The sequence below is a fragment of the Brevibacillus sp. IT-7CA2 genome, from assembly GCF_949767855.1.
Classification (GTDB): Bacteria; Bacillota; Bacilli; order Brevibacillales; family Brevibacillaceae; genus Brevibacillus.
The window spans coordinates 285,810-305,977 of sequence record NZ_CATKQT010000033.1 but is presented as its reverse complement, the minus strand read 5'-3'; the positions used below and the strand labels follow the sequence as shown (position 1 = coordinate 305,977).

The 20,168-nt window shown below is 48.3% G+C and carries 12 protein-coding genes, 1 pseudogene and 1 other annotated feature; of the genes and pseudogenes, 2 read left to right on the top strand and 11 right to left on the bottom strand.

Features of this window, described 5'->3' with window-relative positions:
- Positions 1–52: 52 nt before the first annotated feature.
- Entirely contained in the window at positions 53–646 is a 594-nt protein-coding gene (locus ACM6JA_RS18070; RefSeq protein ID WP_414853439.1) for a hypothetical protein, read from the top strand.
- 75 nt (positions 647–721) lie between these two features.
- Here ACM6JA_RS18070 and ACM6JA_RS18065 read toward each other — a convergent pair whose 3' ends face one another.
- From ACM6JA_RS18065 to ACM6JA_RS18020, 10 genes and pseudogenes are all read right to left on the bottom strand, one after another.
- Positions 722–2,788: an alkaline phosphatase family protein gene (locus tag ACM6JA_RS18065; protein ID WP_414853438.1), complete on the bottom strand. Its 2,067-nt coding sequence runs from the start codon at positions 2,786–2,788 to the stop codon at positions 722–724.
- Positions 2,789–3,167: 379 nt separating this feature from the next.
- Positions 3,168–4,355, bottom strand: coding sequence for a M20 family metallopeptidase (locus ACM6JA_RS18060; RefSeq protein ID WP_414853437.1), 1,188 nt, complete (start codon positions 4,353–4,355; stop codon positions 3,168–3,170).
- Positions 4,356–4,405: 50 nt separating this feature from the next.
- Entirely contained in the window at positions 4,406–5,629 is a 1,224-nt protein-coding gene (locus ACM6JA_RS18055; RefSeq protein WP_414853436.1) for a Zn-dependent hydrolase, read from the bottom strand.
- A 122-nt stretch (positions 5,630–5,751) separates the two neighbouring features.
- Positions 5,752–6,186: a hypothetical protein gene (locus ACM6JA_RS18050; RefSeq protein WP_414853435.1), complete on the bottom strand. Its 435-nt coding sequence runs from the start codon at positions 6,184–6,186 to the stop codon at positions 5,752–5,754.
- On the bottom strand, positions 6,183–7,136 hold the full coding sequence (locus tag ACM6JA_RS18045) for an aminoglycoside phosphotransferase family protein (RefSeq protein ID WP_414853434.1): 954 nt from the start codon (positions 7,134–7,136) through the stop codon (positions 6,183–6,185). Before ACM6JA_RS18045 ends, ACM6JA_RS18050 begins: the two co-directional genes overlap by 4 nt.
- Positions 7,137–7,273: 137 nt before the next feature.
- Positions 7,274–8,615, bottom strand: a pseudogene (locus ACM6JA_RS18040) (M4 family metallopeptidase).
- Positions 8,616–8,745: 130 nt separating this feature from the next.
- On the bottom strand, positions 8,746–10,332 hold the full coding sequence (locus tag ACM6JA_RS18035; protein ID WP_414853433.1) for a M4 family metallopeptidase: 1,587 nt from the start codon (positions 10,330–10,332) through the stop codon (positions 8,746–8,748).
- Positions 10,333–10,483: 151 nt separating this feature from the next.
- Positions 10,484–11,812: an ArsR family transcriptional regulator gene (locus tag ACM6JA_RS18030; RefSeq protein WP_414853432.1), complete on the bottom strand. Its 1,329-nt coding sequence runs from the start codon at positions 11,810–11,812 to the stop codon at positions 10,484–10,486.
- A 92-nt stretch (positions 11,813–11,904) separates the two neighbouring features.
- Entirely contained in the window at positions 11,905–12,441 is a 537-nt protein-coding gene (locus ACM6JA_RS18025) for an HXXEE domain-containing protein (protein WP_414853431.1), read from the bottom strand.
- Positions 12,442–12,456: 15 nt separating this feature from the next.
- Positions 12,457–13,071 carry a TetR/AcrR family transcriptional regulator gene (locus ACM6JA_RS18020; RefSeq protein WP_414853430.1) on the bottom strand — a complete coding sequence of 205 codons (615 nt, stop codon included), beginning with the start codon at positions 13,069–13,071 and terminating at the stop codon, positions 12,457–12,459.
- Between the two features lie 107 nt (positions 13,072–13,178).
- Positions 13,179–13,456: a binding site (T-box leader), on the top strand.
- Positions 13,457–13,562: 106 nt separating this feature from the next.
- Between ACM6JA_RS18020 and trpS the strand changes: the two genes are divergently transcribed.
- On the top strand, positions 13,563–14,549 hold the full coding sequence (gene trpS, locus ACM6JA_RS18015; RefSeq protein ID WP_414853429.1) for a tryptophan--tRNA ligase: 987 nt from the start codon (positions 13,563–13,565) through the stop codon (positions 14,547–14,549).
- A 58-nt stretch (positions 14,550–14,607) separates the two neighbouring features.
- Here trpS and ACM6JA_RS18010 read toward each other — a convergent pair whose 3' ends face one another.
- A complete protein-coding gene (locus ACM6JA_RS18010) occupies positions 14,608–20,097 on the bottom strand; it encodes a chitobiase/beta-hexosaminidase C-terminal domain-containing protein (RefSeq protein WP_414853428.1) in 5,490 nt (1,829 codons plus the stop codon).
- Positions 20,098–20,168: the final 71 nt, after the last annotated feature.

Sequence of the window (20,168 nt, the reverse complement as noted above, 5' to 3'; positions counted from 1 at the left end):
ACAGAAACGGTATAGCAAGAGATGAGCGGACTTTTGAAGAGGAGGGATTTCCATGGGAGAGGTTATCGAATTATTGGCACGGGAGAGAACATACAGTGGCAAAGATGTTGCGGGTCTGTTAGGTATTGGGGCGAGCACCTTGCGCAAGTGGAGCATGCTCTTAGAACAGCACGGCTACTGGTTTTTACGGGATAGTCAGAATCGTCGGGAGTACAGGCAGGTAGATATTACGTGTCTTCAGCGGTTCTATAGCTTAACCAAGGATCAACTCATTCCGCAAGATGAAGCTGCCCGAATGGTTGCTACGCAAAGCTCACCTGAACCTGCCCGAAAGGAAACGGCCGTTGCGGTTGCATTCCCCCCTGTTTCCTCACATCCGGCTTTGAACCATACCACTGCCCTTGAAGAGCTGGATGAAAAGCTGCATGCCTTGGCTTCTCATGTCCAGCAACAAGACGCCGCGTACTTAGCGCTGTTAGCGCGTGTAGAAAAGCAGGAAACCTATATTACCAATAACCTGAAGGAACGTGATCGCCGCTTGACCAAGGCAATGAATGACATTATGGATGCCAAAATCGAGTTGGCAAAGATCAAGGACGCGAGTAGAAAAACTTCCTTTTGGCAAAAGCTGATTCGTCTGTACTAGTTGCGTTGTCACTAGCTAGAAAGAAAAAAGTTATCCCCTATTACACCATGGTGGAATAAGGAATAACTGGTCTTTTTACTTATTGTCTTGAAACAACCCTTCTGGAATTTTAGCATCCCAATTTACAGGCAATTCCAACCGAAGCGCATGGGCTACTACGGCGGCAGTGTCCATGTTTCCTACCCCTGATAGCTCTGTACCAGGCGTAATGGAGCCACCTTTTGCCGCCCAGAAAATAGTCTGTTCTCCCGGTGAAGAACCCCCATGCCCTGTTCCTTTCCCACCGTGGTCAGTCGTAATGATAATCAAGCTATCCTCCATCAATCCTTCCTCTTCAATTGCCTCGAGAATATTACCTACATACTCATCTGCTTTTTGGAGCTTCTTATAAAATGCCGGTGTGAAATAGCCATGATTGTGGCCAGCCCCGTCCACTTCATCTAAATGAACGAAAATGTTACGAGTATTTTCACCCTCTTTTTTGATATAATCGACCACTTTTTTCGCAGTCTCTTCATCCGACCCGCTGTTTTGCTTGTAAGAACCTGCTGAATCTTCAATGATACCGATATTAATCGGGCTCCATGTAGCGAAGGAAGCTTGCTGGAGCTTAGGACGCTCTTGTTTCAACAGCTTCAAATAGGAAGGATACGCGTTTTTCTCCGGATAAGGAGTAGCCGCTACGATATCGTTTGTCAATTGATGCTTGTCAGGAGTGACGCCGTGCAGGATAGATCCCCAGTTTTGCGCACTGATCGTGGGCAACTCTGCTTTGGCTTCAAATGTTCCTGCACCTTCTTCGATCAGTTTCAAGATATTCGTCGCTTTTGCTTCCGGATCTTTGACTGCATTCCCTGCACCATCGATGCCGATAACCACGACACGTCTGTAAAGGAAATCGTTCTCATAAGGAGCCAGCTTTTCTTTCATCATCTCCACATCGGCTTTGTCCACTTTATTGTCATTGTTGATATCCGCGTGTTGCGCTTTTTCCCAACGCCAGTCACCAGTGCGGCTTCGCTGGTTTTTCAAGATGACGTTCAAATCTTCCTCGGTTAGGAGTCCGTCTCCCGATACGTCAATCGAATTCGTAACGGTTACTTCAGCTTTCGCCGTTTTGCCTCCATCGACAGTTTTCACTGTGATTTTTGCTTTGCCCGGCTTGCCTGCTATAACAGTTGGGCGTCCATTGACCATTCCGACCTTCGCGACCTCTTTGTTGTTGGAACTCCATCTGACATCCTGAACGGACGCTTCTTTCGGGGAGATCACAACTGTAACAGGCATCGTTGCTCCAGCTTTCAATTCGAGCTCCTTCTGATCCAATGAAACGCTCTTCACTCGAATTTTCGGAGCACTTGCGTAACTATCAGCTACTTCTTTATCTGTAACGGTGCGACTCAGAATCTGCAACTGGTCCAACTGCACGTCATAGCGGCTTCCAAAATGGTTTCCAGCGCCATCTACTCCAATCTTGGTAGTGAAGCTAGTGTCGATTGTTCCCTTGGATTGGCTGATATCGATTGTTTTTGCTACTTTACCGTCGACGTAGATCGTTGCCAGTTCATCCCGATCATGAGAAACGACGACATAGTGCCATGCATTATCCGCAATGTTTGGAATCGTTGCATCGAGACGGGAGCTGTCGGATGTGCGCCAATTCCACTTTAATGTAGAACCTTGTAGTCCGATGAACCACCCCACGTTACCACCGCTTGACCAGTTTTTATTGGAGATAATGCCAGGATCAGCATCAACGCCAGGAGATTTCACCCAGAAGGCAATGGTGAAATCTTGTGTTTCCCCAAACTTCATCTCGTCATTTTCACCTAAATCTATCCAGGTTGCATTGTCTTTTGAGGTTGACTGGAAATGAATGGATTTCCCCAATCCTACACGTCCTTCCACGAACGTTGGTGTTCCGGACACTTGCACAGGATGGTGAGATTCTGAGCTATCCTCTATGCTATTCTCAAACAGGAAACGATAGAGTTGCTTTTCAGATGAGAGTTCTTTCGCCGCCTCTGCCGCCGCATAAACTGACGAATTCAGAAATGGAGCTTGTACGATGACCCCACCGGTAACGAGAGTTGTAGCTGTTAAAAGGGCAGCAAGTCCTTTTTGGTTCAGAATTTTTTTCATGGTGTCTCTCCTCCTCGGATCTCAATTCATTTTCTTTTCATCGCCTTGATTTGCTTCATCACTTGTTTACGTAATGATCAAGCCTCCCTTTTCTGCCCCGATCCCTATCACTTAGAAAGAATTCAGGTCTGCTTGAATTCATTTTATAGCTACAGTGTTGAGGGTTTATTAAAATCAAAAGAAAAAACAATGAATTCTAAATTAAATACACAGTTTTACAACCATAAACACAACCAAACACACATTGCGTACCACAACCTGAGTCCCAGATTAGTGGGCTCTTTTGGGAGATAAACGCAAAAAAGCAGCTTGCCACATTGACAAGCTGCCTTACTTTTTGATTATGAATGGAGAATGATCGCTACCATTTTCATTCTGCCTATTCCATCACGATTTTTCTCGCCGCGTTGACGAACATTTTTACGCCGACTTCGAGCGCATCCTCGTCAATCGTAAAGCGTGGATGGTGGTGCGGATATGTGATGCCTTTTTCTTTGTTTCCGGCAGCGACGTAGAAGAAGCAGCCTGGCGCTTTTTGCTGGAAGGCGGAGAAATCCTCGCCACCCATCGTTGGACGCATATGCTCTACCCATTCTGCTCCCAGTGATTCTTCGACAACCTCTTCCATCAATTTCGTCACTTCGGCATCGTTGATAACCGGGCGATAGCCAAATTCGTATTTGAACTTGTACCCCGCGCCATGTGCTTCTGTAATGCCTTTGATCACGCGTTCCATGAGTCCTGGAACGGACTCGCGCAGATTTTTGTCAAAGCTGCGGACTGTCCCGCAAATCTCTACAGCACCCGGAATGACGTTATGTGTCGTTCCCCCCACAAATTGTGTGACAGAGAGAACCAGATTATCGAGCGGATCCGCATTGCGGGATACGACGTGCTGGAGATTGGTCACCACTTGTGCCGCAATCGCGATGCTGTCGATCGTTTCATGCGGGAGCGCCGCATGTCCGCCTTTTCCAAGAACGGTGATCCAAAATGTATCAGGAGCTGCCATCATTGGACCTGGGCAGATACCCACTGTCCCAAATTCCATCGTCGACCACAGATGCGTACCAATCACCATATCTACGCCGTCCATGACACCTGCCTGTACCATTTCCTCCGCTCCGCCTGGGTATACTTCCTCCGCGTGCTGAAAGAAGAAACGAACCTCTCCCTTGATCTGATCCTTCATCCCGGACAGCAGCTTTGCCGTTCCGAGCAGCATGGAAGTATGTCCGTCGTGTCCGCACGCATGCATGACGCCAGGATTTTTCGATACGAATTCAAACGTATTCTCTTCCGTAATCGGCAATGCGTCCATGTCAGCGCGCATGGCGAGCACTTTCCCAGGCTGGGAACCGATCAATCTGGCCATCACACTGTTTTTCGTCGGTCTGGACACTTCCAGATTGCCAAAGGTAAGTAGTGTCTCGTATACAAACTGTGCTGTTTTTTCTTCATGGAAGGATAATTCAGGGTTCTCGTGCAAATACCGTCTCCACGCAATTACCTGATCCTTGATTTCCTCGACCGCCTTATTAAGCGTTACCACTGCCGTTGCTGTCATGCCGCTCTCCTCCTGATTTACGTGGCTCCCCCACTTACTATCTCTTATGCCTATTTTGCTAAGGATAAAACGGTGCGGTACAGTACTTGCGCTCCGTTCGCACAATCCTCTTTTGTCGTGAACTCTGCCGGGTTGTGGCTAATGCCATCCTTGGATCGAGCGAAAATCATCCCAACCGGGCACAGCTCAACCAGCTGCATGCAATCATGCCCTGCCCCACTCGGCAGTCTAAATGCTTCCAAGCCTTCTGCCTCACACGCTTCGGCTACAGCATGCTGGATATCGTCCGAGCATACAGCAGGAGCGATGCGTTGCAGCAGTTCTACTTTCAACGTCACATTGCGCTCAGCACAGATCGCTTCTGCCCGTTCGTAAATGCGCTGTTCCACTTCATCGCGGATCGCTTCGTCCACGTCGCGCAAATCAAGCGAAAACTCGACTCGTCCAGGAATGACATTCACTCCGCCTGGGAAAGCTTGCAACCTTCCAACCGTCCCTACACTGGTTCCTGTCCGTCCGGCTTCTTCCTCGATGGCAAGCATCACTTGAGCGGCGGCTGCCATCGGATCACGGCGCAAATTCATCGGCGTTGCACCGGCATGACCGGCTTCTCCCTCTAGCACGAAATTCAACCAGAGCGGGCCCGCCACTCCTGTCACGATCCCGACAGATAGCCCACGGCTCTCCAGTACCTTGCCTTGCTCGATATGTAGCTCCACATACGCTTTCACACTTCCGGGAGTTCTCGCGGCGAGACTGGTGCGGTCCGGATCAAGCCCCGTTTGCCGCATTGCTTCGGCAATCGTGACCCCATGCTTGTCTGCTTGTTCCAGCTCGTCACGCTTGATCAGACCCGCGATACCGCGACTGCCGATCATCCCGTAACCAAAACGCGTTCCTTCTTCATCCGTGAACGCGATGACCTCGATCGGATGCTCTGTTTCGATCCCCTGTTCCTGCATCGTCTGTAAAACTTCTACGCCAGCCAGTACGCCAAGTGGACCGTCATAATCGCCGCCATTTGGTACGGAGTCGATATGCGAGCCAACCAAAACGACAGGAGCGGCCGAATTTTTCCCTTCTTTTCGCCCAATCAAGTTACCAACCTCATCTTCGCGAACGGTGAGACCTGCTTCCTTCATAAAGCCTGTGACGAGATCTTTTGCCGCCCGTTCCTCAGGCGTAAAAGACAACCGCGTAATGCCGCCCGCCTCTTGCTTCCCAATGTTGCCAAGCTGTCCCAATCGGTCCCACAATCTATCCGAATTGATCATGACGCGCCACTCCTCCTTCTATGCAGAGCCAATAACGGTTGATTAACGGTTATGTCCTTAATTGTATAATAGTCTGTCTATTTTGAAAAGGAGGCATACCTCGTCAATAAGCACCAAAAACCTTAACATTCTTCTCCGTTATAATTGATTTCCTCCAAAGCTTCTGCGGCAGCTTGCCTAATATTTTCAGTAGGGGAATGTAAGTACGGCTCCACTACTTTTATAAATTTTCGGTTTTTTGAACAACCAAGAATGGTTAATGCATAATCAAGGATAGCGTCGTCTAGTGTTGGCAGAACGCTCGCTAATGAATCCCATTCTACATTTCTTGCGACTCCTTGAAATGTTACCGCATTCATAAGTAGATAAAACAAGCTTTCCTTTACTTCAAAGTCCTCTTCTGCAATCGCAAGTTCTAAGGCATACTCTGTAAATGCTATAACGTCCTTTCGATTAGGGTTTCCATGCTCCAGCAAATCACCAATATCACCCAACCTGAGATGTAAATCTTCCCTTCTATTTTGGAATAATCTTTTCAGGTAAGTAGCTTCAATCATGTTAATCTCCTATCAACCTTACTCAATTCCCCTTTCAAATGCCCGATCGTCTCTACTCGATCCTCTTCCTCTTGCTCATCAAATAAAAGCTGCTCTAACAGTTCACATATATCTTCCAACCTACGCCGGATTTGATAAAATTCCAGCGCCTGTCGATTAACCACATAATTTGTATGTGTCTTCAAATAAGTAGCCATAAACTCCTCAAAAAAAGGCTGATCTACCAGAAACATCAGATCGGCTTCTACCGGAGCCAGCCTCAATCCTTCCCAGTCTATGAGAATGAGCTGTTGACCAGATTGCATCAGGTTCCAGTTGTGAATGTCCGTATGGCAAAGCTTCATTTTTACCTCACTGCCTCGCAACTCCTCTGCAATCATCTCCAAATCATTCATGCGAGTGGCCAGTATGTTGGCAAAAGGTTTGACGATTTCATTCACATCATCAGGCAGGCGGTGGATATTTTCGTTCAGCATTTCTCTAAACTGCTCGGCAAATGGGATGCGGAAGTCTTCCTGGATGGCAGCCGTACTGACCGGGATTTCTTCCCCGTATAAATGCAACTCCGCTATGATTTCTGCTAGCTGGCGAACTTGCATCGAGTTTAACACTTGGCTCCCAATGGTTTTCCCCTCAATATATGCAAACAGTTGATAGATACCCATGTCGTCTTCATGTTTATACGCTGCGTTTCTAGTCAGTAGCGGAACTGGAAGTTTGCCTTGTAGTCTAGTCTGACGTGATAGCCACTGGATAATGGGAACATACTTATCGATTAGCGCTGTCCACTTGGGCGTAGATGCTCTGCTTTTTTCATAGACCTTCAAGAAATAGGACTGCTGGTCGCTGATGACTTTATAAGCTAGCGCCGCCCATCCTCCTTGTTGAGGGAAAGCATCGCTAGCGTCTATATCATAGTGGTGTCTCAATATGGTTTTGAAATGATCCATGGGGTTCTCCTTTCTAACTCCATATACACACGCGGTAAATTACCACCAACATACAAAAAATTGCCTTCCCCCACAATAGGAGCAAGACGATTTTTAATAGTATGACGAAAGCTTCGTGTCACAAAATATTTTAGTGCTTATTGCACACCAATTGCATCATACGCATCTTTTACAGATTCTACTTGCTGGGAATTGGCGCCGAACAGAACTGTTGCGGATTGAATTGCTGCTTGTCGCATAGCGGAGAAGTTAGAGTTTGGATTGAGATAGTTTGTTAGAGCGTAATAGTAGATTTTTGCTGTGTCATTGCGACCAATACCTGTGACCGTTACACCGGAGTGCGTGCCACCCTCTGCGAGGAGATATGCCGCTTTGTTATTGATACCGCTGTTAATGTGTACACATCAGATTGGCTGTTCGTTCTGTGACAGCATGAGTTAATTCATGAGCAACGACATCCAAGGCAGCGGACAATGGGCGGAATCGGCTTCCATCTCCATCGCCGTATATCAAATGAACACTGGAAATGATTTTCGCACCATTGTTGTCAAAGCTGTTGCGGTTATGTGCGTTTTTGAAGTAATCGTAGGTTGTCTGTGCATAGGCATGTGCGTCGACAAGTGCTCCATCTGACCAATTGTTATCCGAGTCAGAACCAAGGGTTCCTGGCAAGAGGGTTCTATTTCGTGCATTGTATGTTTCAATTCCCTTGCCGCGAGTCGTATCCTTCGCCGTATAGTTTGTATTACTTACTTTTGTTACCTCGAACGACTTCGTGTCACCTAGTACACCCGTACCCGTTCCTGCAATCTCTTTCATCATGTTGTATTTGTTAATCACATCACCAGAGTGTGCATCGATGAAATACTTCCAACACCCTGGCAGCGGATCGAGGAAATTCAGCTCCACTTCGTAAGCCAAGTACGATTCATCTTCGTGGATGTATACGTAGAGGTTCCCTTTTGGCTTCACCTCGAACTTCTCCACTTTTTCGTCAATCTCATCCTCCAAATCCTTGATGGCCTCTTTGACCGCCTTATCTGCCTTCAGTTTTGGTTTTTTCGTCAGCTTATCATTGTTGGACAAGTCTGGCGCGTAGTTACCGAGAAACGCCGTTACATTTCCATCCTCGTTTACGTGAATCGTCTGCTGATAACCAAAGACCGGGATACCTTCGTACATTTCTTGTACGCGGTAGTGAGTCATATCTGTCTCTCTGTCTGTCACTTCATCAAGCACTTTAAAGTGGTCTCTCACTTCTCCGTCAATGCGGAAGGAATCTTGATGTTGCTCCAGGAATCCCCAAACTTTGTCTTCGCCATCCAGATCTTCTGCCTCGAACTCTTCTCCGATAAATTCGGGGGTATCCCATTCAGCGCTATAGACAATGCTTTCGGATGCGGCCTGCGCAGCTAGCGGCAGGAAGGTGGAAGTACCTAATGCGAAGCTGAGTGTTACTGCAAAAACAGATTTTTTCATACTTAAAACTACTTTTTGTAAATTTATTACAATTACACCCATACAAAAAACTGCCTTGCCCCACAATAGGAGCAAAGCAATTTTTCAAATAGTACGATAAATATTTCGTGTAACAAAATACTTTATTTGATTATTGCACTCCAATTGCATCATACGCATCTCTTACAGATTCTACTTGTTGGGAATTAGCACCGAAAAGAACTGTTGCGGATTGAATAGCTGCTTGTCGCATAGCGGAGAAATTAGAGTTTGGATTGAGGTAGTTTGTTAGAGCGTAGTAGTAGATTTTTGCTGTGTCATCGCGACCAATGCCTGTGACCGTTACACCGGAGTGTGTGCCACCCTCTGCGAGGAGATATGCTGCTTTGTTGTTGATTCCGCTGTTAATGTGTACGCCACCGTTGTCATTTGGACCTGTGTATCGATCGCTGTAGTGGTCAGGATCGCCAGCAATGGTTGGATCTTCAAGAGAGCGCAGTGCATCTCCAGGCGTTCCTGGCGTGTATACATCTTCACCCATGAGCCAATCATCGTTGTCAATCATTGCCCCGAAAATGTCAGAGATGGATTCATTTAACGCACCAGACTCATTTTGATAGATCAGATTGGCTGTTTTTTCTGTAACAGCATGTGTTAATTCATGTGCGACGACATCCAAGCCAGCAGACAATGGGCGGAATACGCTTCCATCTCCATCCCCGTATACCATTTGTACGCCGTTCCAGAATGCGTTGTTGTAGTTGCTACCGTAATGGACAGTAGAAATCATTTTCGCACCCTTGTTGTCAAAGCTGTTGCGGTTATGTGCGTTTTTGTAGTAATCGTAGGTTTTCTGTGCATAAGCATGCGCGTCTACAAGTGCACCATCTGTCCAATTGTTATCGGTATCAGAACCAAGAGTGCCTGGGAGGGTATATCTGTTCCGTGCATTGTACGTCTCAATTCCCTTACCGCGCGTCGTATCTTTCGCCGTATAGTTAGTATTGCTAACTTTCGTTACTTCGAACGATTTGGAATCACCTAGTACCCCTGTACCCGTCCCTGTAATATCTTTGAGCATGTTGTATTTGTTGATCACGTCACCAGAATTTGCATCGATGAAATACTTCCAACGCCCTGGCAACGGATCGAGGAAATTCAGCTCCACTTCGTAAGCCAAGTACGATTCATCTTCGTGGATGTATACGTAGAGGTTCCCTTTTGGCTTCACCTCGAACTTCTCCACTTTTTCGTCAATCTCATCTTCCAAATCCTTGATAGCCTCTTTGACAGCTTTATCTGCCTTGAGTTTTGGTTTTTTCGTCAGCTTATCATTGTTTGACAGGTCTGGCGCGTAGTTTCCGAGGAATGCCGTTACATTTCCATCCTCGTTTACGTGAATCGTCTGCTGATAACCATAGACCGGGATGCCCTCGAACATTTCTTGTACGCGGTAGTGAGTCATGTCTGTCTCTTTGTCTGTCACTTCATTAAGCACTTTAAAGTGGTCTCTCACTTCTCCGTCAATGCGGAAGGAATCTTGGTGCTGCTCCAGGAATCCCCAAACTTTGTCTTCGCCATCCAGGTCTTCTGCCTCGAACTCTTCTCCGATAAATTCGGGGGTATCCCACTCAGCGCTATAGACGATGCTTTCGGATTCTGCCTGCGCAGCAAGCGGCAGGAAGGTAGAGGTACCTAATGCGAAGCTGAGTGTTACTGCAAAAACCGATTTTTTCATACTTGTTAACTCCTCCTTGGAAAATATTGTTTTTTATGTAAGTTCATAGTTGTTTACATCTCTTATTATTTGTCATAAATGTGAATTTGAGAACAATTTTTTAACGACAAAAAAATCATTTCCCGAAAGAAATGATTAATTGGTAAATTTATTACAATTGCGATTGCCATACGATCCGATACACCTTTCGTGGTCTGCCCCGCGGGTGTGGGTTTTCTTCTCTGATCACTTGCGCTAGTCCCTTTGACTCCAGTTCAATCAGGATTCGTCTGGCGCTTCGTGGCAGAATTTGTAGATATGAAGCTAATTCTGTCGCATGAATTTCCTGAGAGCCTCGCTTTTTGAGTATGGAGTAAAGCTTGGCGAGCGTCATGACACTTAAAGAGGTAAGCTGGCTGAGCTCTTGCAGCTTTTCTGAGTCGTACCGATAGGTGATCTGTTCATCACGACCAAGCGGTCCTACGACGCTTTTGTCATCAAAGAAGACCATCCAGTTGCCTGTCCCGCGCTCTTTGGCGTGCAGCAAAGCCGCGCCACCGTGGATTTCTGCTTCATAAGCGGTCTTGCCGATCCCAATTCCGCACGTCACCAGATCAGCGCGAATGCCAAACAGCTCTTCCAAATCCGGCATGGTCGTATAGTCACTGGTCACTTCTTGCAGGTTCCCCCGCGTTGTAAAAATGACGTAGCGTCCGGGACCTGCTGTCTTCAGTGAGCCTTGCAAATGCTTCGCGTAGCGCAACAGCTTTTCCATCGTCTTGATCTCGGCATTTTGCCATTCATCCGTGGAAAAGTTGCCACCGGCAAGCTCGCGAAATGGATCGATCTCCATCATCTGCACGGCAATTTGGGTGTCTTTGAAGTGAAGCATTTCGTGCGTACGCAAAAGCATGTGAATAACCGAAATCACGCCTGCACGTGTCGGCACGACCCGATGTACAGGGACACCTCTCCGTGCCAGCTCTACATCTGCTGTCCGCAAGCAGGTGACAGCCACCTTTGTCTTGCCTGCCCTCCAAAGCTGTTCGTGGTAATCTGCCAGTTCATCGGCTGAGATCGCTCCCTCGTAATGCTTGAGCCATTTGTAACCACCAGCGATGCCCGCTTCGTCCATAAAATGCTCCAGTTCTTCTGGTGAAAATGTATCAAAGCTCACTTCATCCACCCGGATTCCCAATTGATGGGACAGGTGAAGCAAGGTTCTGTACAAGCTCGCACCGAGATGAGGCACATAAGCCATCGGCACTTGGACCTTGCCTGACTCGCTCACCATGGCATAAGGGACCTGTCCGGAGAAAAGCCACATATCCACCTCATCCACATGCGGCAAGATCAGATCGAGGATTTCTTCTTCTTTCCAATAAACAATCGGCAAGTATTCAATTTCGGGAAACTCTCGCATGACTGATTCGATGATGGCAAGTGAATCATCCGCGCCTATTACGCCTAGTCGCAGCTTCAACAAAATTCCCTCTTTCACACCAATCTCTTCCTACTCGTGGACTGCTTCTGTGATCCATAAACGACTTTTTGAACAGCCTCTACTAGGATAACATACTCCTTTTCTTTTTCTCATCGGGGGATCACTTTACCTGCTGCCTCCCCAATCCGGTGTGCCACGTACAAAACAGGTATGATCAACAAGCTGTACGGCAACGTGCTCCCTAGCAACGACCACGTCACAAGCCCAGCCTCTAGCAATCGATCATACGTGTACAAACTATACGGTAAAATTAATGCCACAGCCGTCACCACACCAGGTGTGTACGTGCGAAGGACAACGGTATGACCAACATGCATGAACACATGGAGAAACATCACGTGCAAACAAACTAGAAAAAACGGGAGGTACGTTCCAGCCGAAAGTGTCGTGACAGTCAGAATGACAGCTGCCGATAAAACCGCGAAAACACAAGAGACTGCGACGGCAAATTGCGCCGTGTTCATCGAAAGTGAAGGCTCTATTATCTTCATAAGCCGTTCTGGCACAGTCTGTCTAATGATGTCTTTTTTTGCTCGCACCCAACCTTCTACCATCACGATCTCCTCGAAATCATGAAACATGAAAACGACCAAAAACAGCCAAATCAGATGGGACAGCTCCAGCATACAAGCACCCTCTTCCTATTCGTTTGCCTGCAAAATTCCATATGCCAAAAAAGATACCGCGTCGTCTGCAAGCTGTTCCGCTGTTTTCTCGCCCGTCAGCAAATACCGTGTCGTCATACGGTCTACGACTGCGATCATTGCCTCTGCCGCCACCTCTACAGACAACTCAACACGGACGTGCCCAGCAGTCTGATTTTGTCGCAAGTTGACAGCAACAATTGACGCCAGCTTACGAAGCAGCTCTTCGCCCTCTTCTGCCTGATACAGCACGATCCGGGTCAAGTCAGGCTGTTCCTGAAAAAATCGGAACAAAGCGAGCAGATTCTCCCGTACCTGATGGAAAACATCTGCCTTCGTCAAAGCCGTTACCTTTTGACCGCTATCCGCCAAATCCCATAGCTTGGTGACGAATGTGTCCGTCAACTGCTGATACAAGCCTTCCTTGCTGTCGAAATACTGGTAAAACGACGCCTGTGTCAAGCCTGCTGTTTTCACGATGTCACTCACCCGTGTACGATGAAAGCCTTTTGCTGCGAACTCAGAAGCTGCCGCCGCAAGCAACCGACTGCGACTCAACTCCCCTTTCGACAATTTGTCATTGGTCATTTTCTCACCCCGAAAGTAACTCATCAGTTATATAACTTTTGAGTTATTTTTACAACTTTTGGATTTTCTTGTCAAGACCTACTTGCTTTTTCTTTCGACAGTGCGTAAAATGTTTGCTCAAAGGGTATCATTTGATGGCAATGAGGAAGAAGAGTAGTCATTTTTCGAGACTTCAGAGAGCTGATGGTTGGTGCGAATCAGTGTTAAGGAAATGATGAATGGGCTTCCGAGCTCCAAACCGAACCCGCTCTCATGGCGGCAGTAGGCTTTGGCGTTACGTCCGTACGTTACAATGGACACCGTATCAAGCTGTTTTACACAGAAACGGTACGGATCAAAGAGATTTTGCGTATGGATGATTCCTTGCGCAAAATAACAAGGGTGGCACCACGGTTCATTCGTCCCTGTCCAGGGCGGATGGACCTTTTTGTATTTTAAAGCGGATGTTCAAAAAATCGACTTTTTGAACTCAACTTTTTAAACTCGCATCTAACATCGAAAGGAGCAGCTTTCCCATGAAAACCATCTTTTCCGGCATTCAACCGAGCGGCATTATGACACTCGGCAACTACTTGGGCGCAATGAAGCACTTCGTTCCGCTTCAAGATCAGTTCAACTGCTTTTACTGCATCGTAGACCAGCATGCAATCACCGTTCCACAAGAGCCTGCTGTCCTGCGCGAAAACATCCGTCGTCTCGCAGCTCTCTATTTGTCCGTTGGCCTTGATCCGAACAAAATGACACTGTTCGTCCAATCGGAAGTACCGGCCCATGCCAAGCTCGGCTGGATCATGCTGTGTACCTCTTACTTGGGTGAATTGGAGCGCATGACCCAATTCAAGGACAAATCCGATGGACGCGGCGAATCCATTCCAGGCGGTTTGCTGGCTTATCCTCCATTGATGGCTGCTGATATTTTGCTGTACGGCACTGATTTCGTCCCTGTGGGCGAGGACCAGAAGCAACATCTGGAGCTGACTCGTGATTTAGCCGCTCGTTTTAACAACCGTTATGGCGACATTTTCACCATTCCAGAGGTTCGCCTGCCGGAGACTGGCGCACGCATCATGTCCCTTGCTGAAGGCACCAAGAAAATGAGCAAATCCGATCCAAACCAAGGCGCCTTCATCTCCATGCTGGATGATGCAGACACCATCACGAAAAAAATCAAGCGCGCGCAAACGGATTCCGACAGCGTTGTGCGTTATGACAAAGCAGAAAAGCCTGCTGTCTCTAACCTCATGACCATCTACTCTCTCTGCTCCGGAAAAACACTGGATGAGATCGAAGCGATGTACGAGGGTAAGGGCTACGGTGCATTCAAAACCGAGCTGGCAGAAGTTGTCGTAGAAACACTCCGTCCGATTCAAGAACGCTTCGAGCAGCTGTTCCACTCCTCTGAGCTGGATGATATCCTGACTGCCGGGGCAGACAAAGCGAATAAGGTCGCGAACGAGACGCTGCACAAAGTTGAAAAAGCGATGGGGATGGCACGTATCTAATCCATTTCCACAACAAAAAACGGGCTGGGAAGCTATCTCCCAACCCGTTTTCTTTTCGTCAATTGCTCTTAACCGTGACAGTTACCTTCGCTGTCTTGCCAGCGTAGCTGATCGTGATGGTCACTCTTGTTCTTGGTTTGGCATCATCCAAGACAAGAATACGCCCCGTCTCATCAATCTCTACCTGTTCGGGCTTGCTGGATGTGAACTCGATACCCTCCGCTTCGGTAACGTCTTCTTCCGCATCATTACCGAGAATCGCCATCACCTTGAGCTGTGCTTCCTCGCCCTCGGCTAGCTTGAGAGATTTCGGCTCGATCTCGATTCTTTTCAAGGCACTCTCACCGACAACATAAGAGGAAGCCGTCACTACTGTAAAGATCCCGACATCACCTTCTTTTACCACCTTGATCGGTTTTCCCTTAAGTCCCATAGCTGGTCTCCACATATTACTGCGGTACGCGTAGGCTTGGAGCTTTTCGCTTGCGTCTTCGGAGACTGGTAGCCCGAGTGTAAAGCCTGTTTTTCCGAGGCTTGTCAGCTTTTTACCCTTGCTCCACGCTTGCAGTTGATAAGCTTCGCCCGGGTTCGGCACGCCCTTCCAGCCATTTCCATCTGCTTCTGTCAGGGAGACGGCAAACTCTCGTGCACGCTCAGCAGCAAAGTATGCGCCCGGCACTTCTACCCATGCTTCACTGTCCAAAGTGACTCGGATTCCTACCTCTTTTTCCTTCAATTGCTCAACCAGCTTCTGCTCCAAGGTTACCGTCGGTTCTTTTGATTCTTCCTTGCGAGAACGCGTGTCACTCGCATCGTCATCGCTTTCTTCCACTTGAATGAACAGCACCGGCGCAAAGCCAATCTTGTCTTTCACGGACTCGATTGCTTTCATGAATTCCCCGAGTACGTCTAGAAGTTCATCTACTTGTTCGTCATCTGCCTTGATCTCATCCCCATCTTCAATGACGACAGTGCCAAGCTTTTTCAAAAGCTCTTCTGCCAGTGTACGAACATGCTTGGCTACCTCTTTGGAAATATCCTTTTCATCGAGCGGCTCCAGCGCTGTTTTCGCCAAGCTCGTCAAGGAGGCAAGTGCCAAGCGGGCAATCTCTTCATCCTCGATACCCTTTTCTGTAAGCGGGTCAAATGCTTTGTCCAAAAAGCTCTTCGTCACATCTTGGAGTGTCTCTTCATTAATGGTTCCTCGCTCAGCCTGCTCGGCCACTGCCTCGAGTACAGTCGTGATCGTATCGGTGACTGTCTCCCATTTCTCATTCGGCGTCCATTGCTCGGCATCCAGAAGTTTTTCCAGATGGCTGAGTACTTGATCCACCTGTCCTAAAATGGCGTTCTCCTCGCTACTTGCGGAGATGACTTGAGCTGCTTGCTTGTTCAACTCTTTCTGCGAGTCCGGTGTCGGTGTTCTGTCCGGCGGTGTAACTGGCGGTGGTGAGTCCGGCTTGGCTGGAACCTGCACGGTCAATGCTTTGGTCACTGCTGTCGATTGGTCGGATGTTCGTGTAACCTCCAGAATCAGGTCTACATTCGTCTGGCGATTTGGCGGCGTAATTTTGCCGTCCAGCGCAATGACCGCAGTATCACTAGACGACTTGATCGCGATAGTAAAGCCTGTAGGTACTTCTGGTAGCTTCAAGCGCGTCTCACCCGCTGCTGGCTGTGTGAGCTGCGTGATGCTTTCTGCCACTTCTTGTGCTGTTTTTTCCGGCGTGCCGTGATCCTTCAAGTCCAGCTGTACAAGGACAGGATTATGATCACTCACACGTCCCTCGCTCTCGGTCAAGCCAGCGTTGATGTGAACGATATCAACCTTCGTGTCGTCCTCCAGATGGTTGCTGACCAAAATTTGATCCAAGACTTGAGAGTTTCCTTGGTACACGTACGTATACTGTTCACCCTTCGGCAGTTTCTCCACCATATTGGTCAAAACGCCATCTGCTAATTCCTGCACCGGATTCGAAAAAGGGAAATCGTTGAGATCGCCCAGCACCACAACATTTGCTTTCGCTTCCGCCGCATGGATTTCTTTTACAAAGTTATTTAACACACGGGCAATTTTCATTCGTTGTACTTCACTCACCAGTTGTGGCGGCTGATCTTTTCCAAACAGCGCTTGATCTCCACCCTTGGAGTTGAAATGATTGGCGATGACAATGACAGGCTCGCCCTGGAAAATGAATTCCGCTGCCAACGGCTTACGGCTCGAAGCAAACGCCGCGTTTGTCGGATCTACCCGCCCTGGATTGTGTGACAAATGCGCTACACCATCTTGTGTCTCGATCTGCACCGCATCAGTAGCGCCTCCTGGCGTTCCTGCTGCCAGCTGTACCCGTTCAGGGTTGTAGAAGAACCCGACGCGAATGTTTCCTCCTGGCTGTCCACCATCCTGATTGTTCTGTGGTGCGATATCGGTGTATCGGTAAGTCGGGCCGTTTTTGTTTTCAATTGCTTTGATCAATGCGTCCGCAGACTGTGTAGCATCTGTTTGCCCATTGTCTGTTGGCCCATTGTCGTCCTGCATTTCCACCACACCGATAATATCCGGCCCCTTCATGTTGTCCACGATCGTCTCGGCGATGCGATTGATTTTGGCAGAATCGGTTTTTGCCGAGAAATTCTCGATGTTGTACGTAGCGATTGTCAGCTTATCGTCTTTTGGGGTAATACTCGTTACTGGCGGTTCATAATGACTTGCCTGTACCGTAAATGGTCTTGTATGGAACAGCTTGTAATTCGCAAAGCCGTAGTCAATGATGCCTACCAGTGGTCCGTCAAATTTGTCGCCGACTTTTACTTCACCGGTGATCGATTCGAGTTTGTCCGATACCGTGATGCGCTCAGGGTGAAAATCATTGGCTCCCAGCACCACTCCACCGGCTGGTGTACGTGGCTGACTCGGATGGGCTTGATCATCAATAACGACAAATTCCGTTGCACGTGGATTGGTAAACGTCTTAGTTTCGCCAACGACGATTGGATTGTCGATCTGCACCAGCATGCCTTCGAGACTTTCCCAGAAGTCGATGCCGTCTTGATCTGGATCGAATTTGCCAAGGCTATCGTTGTCGATGATCCCTTCCGGATATTTGTAGTTGTCTTTGCCCAGAATGAGTGGTTCTGGGAGTGTCTGGCCTGGCTTGACAACTGCGTACGAGGTTGCATCAATTTGGGTCTGGGTGAGGTCTGTACCCGCTCTGTTCGATGGTACGTATTCCTTGACGGTTCCGCTGACGGTTACTTCATCGCCAGGGTTGACCGCTGCTTTTGGCTCGTAAACGTAAATGCCTTCGGAAGTAAATGGGTCTGCGTCCGGTTGCGGGTCTTGCATATAAAAGCCTTGTACATTGCTGCCGCTTCTGACGATAGCCGTTACGATTCCCGGAACATTATTCACCGTTCCATCGGCCATCGCTGATCGGTGCGACGTTCCTTGGATATCACGAATCCGAACGTTTTCTTTTTGAATCACGTAGCGGAAGGTCGCTACATTACTGTCTGTGTAACCATCCTTGACAGCTATGGTTGAAAGGGTCGTATCTGCGTCAATCTGGATCGGTCCCGTATACTTGATGCTTCCTCTGCTCGGCGTTGAACCATCTATCGTATAGAAGATCGTAGCGTCAGCCATTGTGGTTGAGAACGTTACTTTTGTTCCTTTTGTCACCATAGGACCTGCTGGGCTCGCTGTGACCATAGGGACTTTATTCTCATCCTCTACGAGATCAGCGATAGTGCGCGGCACCAGCTTGTATACATTGCGATCGTAGTTCACCACGCCTGTAATAGCTGCATAGCTCTTGTTCACTGGAAGCGAAAGAGTGGCATCCGGTCGAGACACAAACGGACCGTGCTGATCCTCCAGCGTATAATTGCCGCTTGATACTGATTTGACAGTAACCACCTTCACAGTTACCAGTTTGCCTTCCAATACCTCGCCTGTAGCAGCGGCAAAGTCAGTCGACGTCACGATTTGTGGGTTAGGCACACCTGCTTGCTTTTGCACAATTTCCACGTTATTGGTGAGCGCTTCGAGTTGAGCCAGTCCATAATAATCACTCATTTTTCCGGTAGCTCGGATCTTGTCTCCCACTTCAATTTTGCCAGTCAGTCCTGGCGCACGAAGTACGAGTCCTGCTGTCTCATCTTGGAAATACACGTTGTTTTGTCCGCCCGCTTCAAACATCGCCGTCACCGTTCCGACGACAATCACGTTCGTTCCTACCGGGGTGCTTCTTGCTTCAGCAATCGTAGTCGAACCTACGGCTGACTTGGTAACGCTAACTTCCGGGCTCTCAAACGACTTTCCATATTCCCCAACTGTTTGCTGCGTTACGAGAATATGATCCAGCTGATCGATGTTTGGAATCGTAAAAGAAAATGACCCGTTTGCCTGTGCCGTTCCTGTTTCTTTGTTGCTAAGCATCAGCGGTTGTTTTTGCGGATCGTATGCGCGCAGTATCGCATTCCCTGCTGCCGCACCTACTTCTCCTCGCAGCTCGCCCACACCGTTCAATGCTTGCAGGCTGACTTTTTCCTGGATCAAAGCTGTACTGGCTACCGCTGGCCTCAGCTCAATACTCGTGCTTTCTTTCTTGCTCCCTTCCGTTGCCGTGAGATAGACTCCCTGCGCATTTGGATCGGGATTAGTAAAAGTTATCTCGATTAGTCCGGAAGCATCTGAATCTTGCTGTGCCAAAGGCGCGTCGCTACCTGTTCCTGTAGGCTGACTCGCATAAACCTTAATAGTCCGTCCTTGACCGACATAGCCGCGAATTGTTGCTTGGATAGGATCAGTATGATCAAAAATAAGTTCTGTGGCATTCAGCTTTTCGGTCACGTCTGTTGGTAGCGGCGGTTCTACTGGGCTTTGCGTGTTTTTCGGGGTAGGTGCCCCTGTGATAAAGTCGTTGCCGTTGTTATTGGTATCCCAGCCATTTCCTCCGTTCGGCACAATACCGCTGGCGTCGCTAATGCGTTGGACGCTGGTCGGGTTTGTAGTAGCTGGTGCAGGTGAACTGCCCTCGTATGTAGTTGCCGCACCAAATCCGACCATATCAACAACGCCTGATTGGGAGGAGACATCCGTCCCAGCTAAAGGCGTAGTATGATTGACCAAGGCAACTTTTCCTTGAGTCCCAGACATCCCAATCGACCCGACGCCATCTGGCGGAGGGAGTTCGGCCGTCCCACCTGCTCCCGCTGCTTGCTGGACCAAATAGAAGCCATGCGGAGGAATGCTTCCAGCCAAATCTGTCGTCTGCCAAGTCCCTCCCGTAGCAGAGGTATACTGCACAGACCAGCCTCCAACCGAAACAGCCGTGTCTGTCGGGTTATACAGTTCAATGAAGTCATTCTTGTACAGGGCACCAGAGTTCCCCCCACCCCCATACACCTCACTGATCACCACATGATCAGCCTGCGCGGCTTTTGCCTGTGGCATCCACCCGGTCGGTAAAACAGTTCCCATCATGACCGCGGCTATTAGCGCCAGCTTCGACCATCGGGAGGCACTTCCTCTTTTTTTCAACATTCTTGCATCATTCCTCCTCACATCATTCGGAAGTAACTACTATAAGATGGTAAACGTATAACCTGAACCTT

What these genes read in the sequence shown, in the direction of transcription:
- ACM6JA_RS18070 (WP_414853439.1), top strand. Translation starts at nt 53, where the DNA reads ATGGGAGAGGTTATCGAATTATTGGCACGGGAGAGAACATACAGTGGC.
- ACM6JA_RS18065 (WP_414853438.1), bottom strand. Translation starts at nt 2,788, where the DNA reads ATGAAAAAAATTCTGAACCAAAAAGGACTTGCTGCCCTTTTAACAGCT.
- ACM6JA_RS18060 (WP_414853437.1), bottom strand. Translation starts at nt 4,355, where the DNA reads ATGACAGCAACGGCAGTGGTAACGCTTAATAAGGCGGTCGAGGAAATC.
- ACM6JA_RS18055 (WP_414853436.1), bottom strand. Translation starts at nt 5,629, where the DNA reads ATGATCAATTCGGATAGATTGTGGGACCGATTGGGACAGCTTGGCAAC.
- ACM6JA_RS18050 (WP_414853435.1), bottom strand. Translation starts at nt 6,186, where the DNA reads ATGATTGAAGCTACTTACCTGAAAAGATTATTCCAAAATAGAAGGGAA.
- ACM6JA_RS18045 (WP_414853434.1), bottom strand. Translation starts at nt 7,136, where the DNA reads ATGGATCATTTCAAAACCATATTGAGACACCACTATGATATAGACGCT.
- ACM6JA_RS18035 (WP_414853433.1), bottom strand. Translation starts at nt 10,332, where the DNA reads ATGAAAAAATCGGTTTTTGCAGTAACACTCAGCTTCGCATTAGGTACC.
- ACM6JA_RS18025 (WP_414853431.1), bottom strand. Translation starts at nt 12,441, where the DNA reads ATGCTGGAGCTGTCCCATCTGATTTGGCTGTTTTTGGTCGTTTTCATG.
- ACM6JA_RS18020 (WP_414853430.1), bottom strand. Translation starts at nt 13,071, where the DNA reads ATGAGTTACTTTCGGGGTGAGAAAATGACCAATGACAAATTGTCGAAA.
- trpS (WP_414853429.1), top strand. Translation starts at nt 13,563, where the DNA reads ATGAAAACCATCTTTTCCGGCATTCAACCGAGCGGCATTATGACACTC.
- ACM6JA_RS18010 (WP_414853428.1), bottom strand. Translation starts at nt 20,097, where the DNA reads ATGTTGAAAAAAAGAGGAAGTGCCTCCCGATGGTCGAAGCTGGCGCTA.